Source organism: Mesorhizobium sp. M5C.F.Ca.IN.020.32.2.1, assembly GCF_004023105.1.
Taxonomy (GTDB): Bacteria; Pseudomonadota; Alphaproteobacteria; order Rhizobiales; family Rhizobiaceae; genus Mesorhizobium; species Mesorhizobium wenxiniae.
Genome location: NZ_RZSX01000501.1, coordinates 1 through 4,705, shown reverse-complemented (window position 1 = coordinate 4,705; position 4,705 = coordinate 1). Strand labels below are relative to the sequence as shown.

Genomic DNA, 4,705 nt, shown 5'->3' with positions numbered 1-4,705 from the left:
GTCCGGAACCATCCTGGCGGGAGGGCGGCTCGAAGGAGGAATTTATGAAAACTCGAACCAGTCTGTTCGCAACGGTCGCCGCTCTCGCCCTTGTCGCGTCTCCAGTCCTCGCCGGACCCGGCGGCAATGGCGGCGGGAAGGGTAACGGCGCAAGCAACGGCAATGGCGGAAATTCGGCTGCGGCTGGATCGCAGGGACACGGAGCCGCAACGTCTGCGGCGGCCAAGGACAAGTCCACTCGGGGAATTGCCCATGCGATGGCTGTCGTTTCTACGACGCCGGCCTCACCGCAGGCCACCCTGTCCTTGCAGGCAGCCTTGGACAAGTTCCTGGCAAGAAAGGCCGATCCGGCAGAGACATCCGACGACACCTCCGGCGAAATTCCTGACGCAGCCGAATAATATTGCAAATCATGGCGCTGCTCGGCGGCGCATTGCACTGTCGAGATTCTTAGCCAGTTGGCAGGCTCCTTCATCTGTTCGGCCGATGCCATGGGTCAAGGAAAAGCCGACATTTGAGTCCGATCCTAAGGGATCCCTGGAACGGTCCTGCCCCTACAGACTGTCCAGAGAGCACCACCGGCTTCGGGCCGGTGGTGCGTTTTTGCGTGGGCGCTCAATTGGCCACTAACCGTGGCCGTTTCCTCTCTGCAACGCCAGAGATTGGCGGAATTCTCCCCGTCACTATACGGGGAGAAGTGCCCGGCAGGGCGATGAGGGGCGGCGCCAGGATCGGCCCTTAAACGCTCAACACAGGGTCGCTCATTCGTCTGAGGCGACTGGCCTTGCTGGCATCTCTTCTTCGAGCCCGCAGCCGGATCACCTTACCCCAACTCGACCGTCCGCCCTTCCGCGATGCTCTGCTCGGCGGCAAGCACGATGCGCAAGCTGTTGACCGCGGCATCCATTTGCTCGGTCAGATCAAGATCCTCGCGGATGGCGCGCAGGAAGAATGCCTGCTCGCGGTCGCAAAGCTCCTGGTGGCCGGGCTCATCCTCCATGCTGACGATCTCGTCGGGCTTCTTGAAATTCTTGTCGCCGTCGACCTCGGCATAGTGGATCTTGAGCGCATCTGTCTTGGTGTGCCGGTCGATATCGGCCGAGTTCGACACCTCGGCAAGTTCAGCCGCGCTGCTTGCCGTCTGGCCGGCGACGATCGAGACCGCGCCGTTGGGGCCGACCACGTCCTTCACGAAATAGGCCGTCTCGCTCATCATCGGGCCCCAGCCCGCCTCATACCAGCCGACCGAACCGTCATCGAAGGTGACGTGCAGATGGCCATAATTCTGCTTGGCGGCATCGGCCCACAATTTCGCGCCGATGCCGTGAACGCGGACCGGTTTGGCGCCGGTCAGCTGGCACATCACATCGACATAGTGCACGCCGCAATCGACAATCGGGATCAGCGAATCGATCAGGTTCTTGTGCCAGTGCCAGGCGCTGCCGCTGCTCTGCTGGTTGAGGTTGAGGCGCATGACCAGCGGCTTGCCGAGCGTCTTGCCGACTTCGATGAACTTGATCCATGACGGGTGGACGCGCAGGATATAACCGAGCACCAGTTTGCGGTTCCTGGCGCGGGCCGCAGCGACGACCTTTTCGGCATCTTCGATATTGGTGGCGAGCGGCTTTTCCATGAACACGTGGCAGCCCGCGGCAATCGCCTTCAGCGCATATTCGGCATGCGTGTTGGGCCAGCTGTTGATGGAAACGGCATCCGGCCTGGTCTCGTTCAGCGCCCGGTCGAAATCCTCGTAGAGCGGATAGCCGGCTAATTCCGCCGGAATCTTCGTGTTGCTCTTGATCGTGCGGCTCATGATGCCGACGATCTCAAAACCGTCTAGCCTGTGATAGGCGCTGGCATGCGACGCGCCCATATTGCCGAGACCAATCACCAGCACTTTCACCTTGTCGGTCAAAGCCACCTCCCTTTTTGATTTAGTTGGGGCGGCGACCCAATCGCCGCCCATATCGTCACCAAGTGCCCTACTTGACCGCTGAGTCGAACAGATGCGCCTTGATCTTCTCGACGTCGAGCGCAGCAAAGCCCTCCGACAGCTTGGCGCCGTCGGCATCGGCCTTGACCTTGGCCTTGTCGAAATCATTGGCCGGGCCGATCAGTTCGTTGGTGCAGACGTCCTCGGCCTTCACCGGACTGGTGATCTGGCCGATCTTGTGGATCTGGTCGAAGAAGCCCTGCCAGCTCGCCATGTCGTGCGAACCCCAGCCTTCGCGCTTATCCATGTCGCCACGGAAGACGTTGATCTGCTGCAGGATCGAGGTGGTGCCGAGCTCAGGCCCGAGATTCTTGGCCAGCGTCGGGAACTGCTCGAACACCGCTTCGACGGCCGCGCGCGGATTCTGGTAGCCGAATTCCAGGCCCATCGCCCAGCCGCGCAGGTATTTCTCCAGGAACGCCTTGCGGTCGGGATCATCGAGATCGGCCGACCGCACGACGAAAGTGTTCGCCGGCAGCTTCGAGTTCTGCACGCCGAGCCAGTATTCGAAGTCGAGGTTCTTGGCGATCCATTCGGCCCGCAGCCCTTCCCACGACAGCGCCGCATCGCCTTGGCCGCCGGCCAGTGCGGTGCCCCAGGTCGGCCAGCCGGCCTCGACATACTTGACTTTCTTGATGTCGACGCCTTGCGAGGCCAGCAGCGGATCGGTGATCGACTGCCATGCGGCGGAGCCGAGCAGGATGGTCTTGCCCTCGAGCGTCTTCAGGTCGTTCGTTCCCTCGCCCTTGCGGAAGGCGAAGCTGAACGTGTCGCGCGCCCCCATGTGAAACACGGATTTGAGCTTCATGCCGTTCTGGATGGCGAAGGAGAAGACGCCGGGCGAGGGAAAGCCCATGTCAGCCTGGCCGACATCGACGAACTTCACCGTCGCGGTGCCGTCCGACGGGCCCGGCTGCATGTCGGTGTCGAGGTCGCCGAAATAGCCTGCCTTCTTGGCCGCCCAATAGGGATAGTCGTCGAGCACTTCGAGCGTGCCGCGCGGCGAAATCCAGGTGAACTTGCCGTATGGCTCGGCCTGTGCCCTGAACGCCGAGGCGCCGAGCGCGGTGGCGGTCACCACGCCTGCTCCGGCGACTTGCAGAAAATAGCGGCGGCTGATCCCCGCCTTGAAACTGATGTGACTTTCCTTGGTCATGGCATTTCCCCTTTTGCTGGCCGATAGTTTCTTACCTGTCGCCCGCCTCCCAGGCGCCATCATTGCCCCGCGCGCTAAGTCCTCGTTTTACGTCGTAACCCAAAACCGCTGCGCACTTTTGGGCGACATGCACTACGCCTCCCAGCTCGCCCACTTCTTGCCGATCAGGAAGAACAGCACGTAGATCAGGATGCCGAGGGTCGAGAGGATCAGAACCACCGCGAAGAATTGCGGCATCTGGATCATCGACGAATAGGTGGTCAGCCGGTTGCCGAGGCCGAAGCCGCCGCCGACCATCTCGGCGCCGACCGCGGTCAGCAGCCCGAAGATCGCGCCGATCATCAGGCCAACAAGGATCATCGGCAGCGCCATCGGCGCGCGGATCTTCCAGAATATCTGCAAGGTGCTGGCGCCATAGGAACGCGCCAGCGCGACCTTGGCGCTGTCGACGCGGCGAAAGCCCGTCGCCGCATTGATCATCACCATCGGCCCGGCGGCAAGCGCGACCGCGATGATGCGCGGCGTGTAACCGAAGCCGAAGCGCAGGATAAGAAGCGGCACCAGCGCCAGCATCGGCGTGGTGACCAGGATCAGGATGTAGGGCGCGACGATCTTTTCGGCGAACGGGAATTGCGTGATCACCGCGGCCATCACCAAGCCGATAATGGCGCCGATCGAGAAGCCGGAGACCAGCTCGACCAGCGTGTAGCCGAGATGCGGCGCGATCAGCGGGAACTCGTCGTACAGCGCGTAGGCGATCGCGCTTGGCCCCGGCATGATGTAGTGCGGCACATTGAACAGCCGCAGCGCCAGCTCGATGCCGCCGATGATGACCACCGCGACAGCGATGATGGCCGCGACCTCGGCGCCCGACCTGATGCCGGGCCCGCTGGCAAACGCCGAAAGATTGGTCAGGCTGACGTCGTGACCTTCGCCGGCCTTGGTTTTGGAGAATTCCGGGATAGCGTCGCCTTCGCTCACGGTCTGATCCTCACAATTTCGGCGGTGCCGCGCTCCCGCGCCTTCGGTCGTACGCGTTCGCCGACAATGTCCATCTTAATCGTGTTGGTGAGGTCGAAGACTTCTTTCGTCGCCATGATCTCCAGCGAGCGCGGGCGCGCAAACGGCACGCGATATTCCTGGGCAACGCGCCCCGGCCGCGCGCTCAGCACCACCACTCTGTCGGACAGGAAGATCGCCTCCTCGATGCTGTGGGTGATGAAGACGATGGTGGTTTTGGTGTCGAGCCAGATCTCCTCGACGAGACGGTTCATCTCCTCGCGGGTGAAACTGTCAAGTGCACCGAACGGCTCGTCCATCAAAAGCACCGAGGGCTTCAGCGCCAGCGCCCGCACGATTGCCGCTCGCTGCTGCATGCCGCCCGAAAGCTCGCGCGGAAACTTGCCGCCGAAGCCGTCGAGCCCAACACGATTGACGAGGTGGGCGATCCAGGCGCGATCCGGCTTCTCGCCCTTGATCTCGAAGGGAAAATGGATGTTGGCGTCAAGATTGCGCCAGGGCAGCAGGTTTGCCTCCTGGAAGACGATGCCGATATC

The 4,705-nt window shown here is 62.2% G+C and carries 4 protein-coding genes and 1 pseudogene; 1 reads left to right on the top strand and 4 read right to left on the bottom strand.

The window, feature by feature from the left end:
* Positions 1–401, top strand: a pseudogene (locus EOA86_RS22770) (hypothetical protein); the annotation flags it as partial.
* A gap of 422 nt (positions 402–823) precedes the next feature.
* On the opposite strand, the gene EOA86_RS22765 reads toward EOA86_RS22770, so the two are convergent.
* From EOA86_RS22765 to EOA86_RS22750, 4 genes are all read right to left on the bottom strand, one after another.
* The gene (locus EOA86_RS22765) at positions 824–1,915 is read right to left on the bottom strand and encodes a Gfo/Idh/MocA family oxidoreductase (RefSeq protein WP_128343692.1); all 1,092 of its coding nucleotides are present in this window, start codon (positions 1,913–1,915) and stop codon (positions 824–826) included.
* A gap of 67 nt (positions 1,916–1,982) precedes the next feature.
* Positions 1,983–3,149, bottom strand: a complete 1,167-nt coding sequence (locus EOA86_RS22760) for an ABC transporter substrate-binding protein (RefSeq protein ID WP_127208208.1) — start codon at positions 3,147–3,149, stop codon at positions 1,983–1,985.
* 132 nt (positions 3,150–3,281) lie between these two features.
* The gene (locus tag EOA86_RS22755; RefSeq protein ID WP_128343690.1) at positions 3,282–4,130 is read right to left on the bottom strand and encodes an ABC transporter permease; all 849 of its coding nucleotides are present in this window, start codon (positions 4,128–4,130) and stop codon (positions 3,282–3,284) included.
* Positions 4,127–4,705 (bottom strand): ABC transporter ATP-binding protein (locus EOA86_RS22750; protein ID WP_164891912.1); only part of this gene is annotated, 579 nt, incomplete at its 5' end. The genes EOA86_RS22755 and EOA86_RS22750, both read right to left, overlap by 4 nt.

Excerpts from the sequence above, each read along its gene's own strand:
- EOA86_RS22760 (WP_127208208.1), bottom strand. The coding sequence starts at position 3,149 with ATGACCAAGGAAAGTCACATCAGTTTCAAGGCGGGGATCAGCCGCCGC.